The 1,516-nt window shown below is 39.8% G+C and carries 2 protein-coding genes; both read right to left on the minus strand.

Translation table 11 applies throughout. The annotated features are described in order from the left end of the window. Positions 1–80: 80 nt before the first annotated feature. A complete protein-coding gene (gene istB / locus AAHB12_RS31060) occupies positions 81–803 on the minus strand; it encodes an IS21-like element helper ATPase IstB (RefSeq protein WP_342048928.1) in 723 nt (240 codons plus the stop codon). Next, on the minus strand, positions 800–1,516 hold a 717-nt coding region (locus tag AAHB12_RS31065), incomplete at its 5' end, for a Mu transposase domain-containing protein (RefSeq protein WP_446715644.1). The genes AAHB12_RS31065 and istB, both read right to left, overlap by 4 nt.

Below are 1,516 nucleotides of genomic sequence, written 5' to 3' on the forward strand. Positions count from 1 at the left end.
TGTATTTGGCAACTAAAAAATGTAGGAAACGGCAATTAAAAATGCACAACCTGCCAACAGTCACTCTATTTAAATTAGATTTATTTATGTTGTAAAAGGGACTCTTTGTAACGGTAACTCTCGCCATTAAATACAAGTAAGTGAGAGTGATGGATAAGGCGATCGACGACCGCCTCTGTTAGAATAGGGTCCCCAAATACATGGTTCCATTGACCAAATTGTAGATTCGTTGTAATAATAATACTTTTTAACTCGTAACACATAGATATAACCTGGAATAGGAGCTCTGCTCCTTGCTTATGTAGCGGTATATACCCCAATTCATCTAGAATAAGTAGATCAAGTTTTTCAATCTGTTTAAACAGACGGCTCAACGAGCCTTTTTCGTGTGCGTCTAATAACTGATTTACTAAAGTAGCCACTGTATAGAACTTTACCTTTTTATGCTGTTCCTGGACGGCATGTAATCCGATTAGACTCGCTAGATATGTTTTTCCGGTTCCTACTCCACCATAGAAAATGAGGTTCTCTTGTTGTTCTATAAAGTTCGCATACAGGATATAATCCCTCGTTAGTCCTTGTGCTAACTTAATATCTTTCCAGTCAAAGGGGTTACCTGCTACCTTCGGCAACGTCGCTTGTTGAAGTAATAAATTGATTTTCCTTACTTCCCTTTGTTGAACTTCTTGCTCCAATACCCGCAGTAGATATTCCTCGTTGTTGGGTGCTTGTATTTCCATATAGTGTTCCCTAAGCCAACTTAGTTTGAGGCGTTTGGCATATTCTTGGATCAACTGATTCATGATGTCACACCGCCTGTCGTATCAAACAGATTATCATAATGCTTTAAACCCCGTGTGGCGGCTGGAACAATAGGAACTGCACTTTTTATCTCAATATCTTGACGTTGCCCTCTTCCATTTAAGAGTTGATAGAACACTTGCTTAATAGATTCAACCGATGGATGACCATGTTCCGATGCAATACGCAAGGCTTCGGTAGGAGTGGAGAAATCATGCTCTTTTAGGAGTACCGATAGTAACTGAAGAGATTGTTGTTTTTCCGGTACAGTACATTGTTCAAGATACGTTTGCCACTCCAACGGTAACTGTTCATAAAATCCTGTATATTTAATTGCCATAGGACGTTTGGCCATGAGAGACAGATATGGTTGCCATTGTGTAGATTGCTGCTGTTCTCCATACAGACGCGTATGAGAAACAATAAGTTCGTACTCCGGTGTCAGTAGTTCTACTAGATTGTATGAGATTTTTGCCAAAACCTTTTGTTTGGCAAAGCGAGGAGAGGACGAATACTGTTTATTATCCAAGCGTACGTAACCGTACTTATCAGCTTTAACTTCCTCATATCTCACGCATGAGAATTCCGTGGCAGGCAGTTGTAGGAATTTCTCCTTATCTGCCAAATAGAGTTTGGCAATGAATTCACCTTTTTGATAATGCTTTCGATCTCGGTCTTTCTCAGCCTTACTCCACAATCCCTCATTTAATACATC

The sequence above is a fragment of the Bacillus sp. OTU530 genome (genome assembly GCF_038440375.1).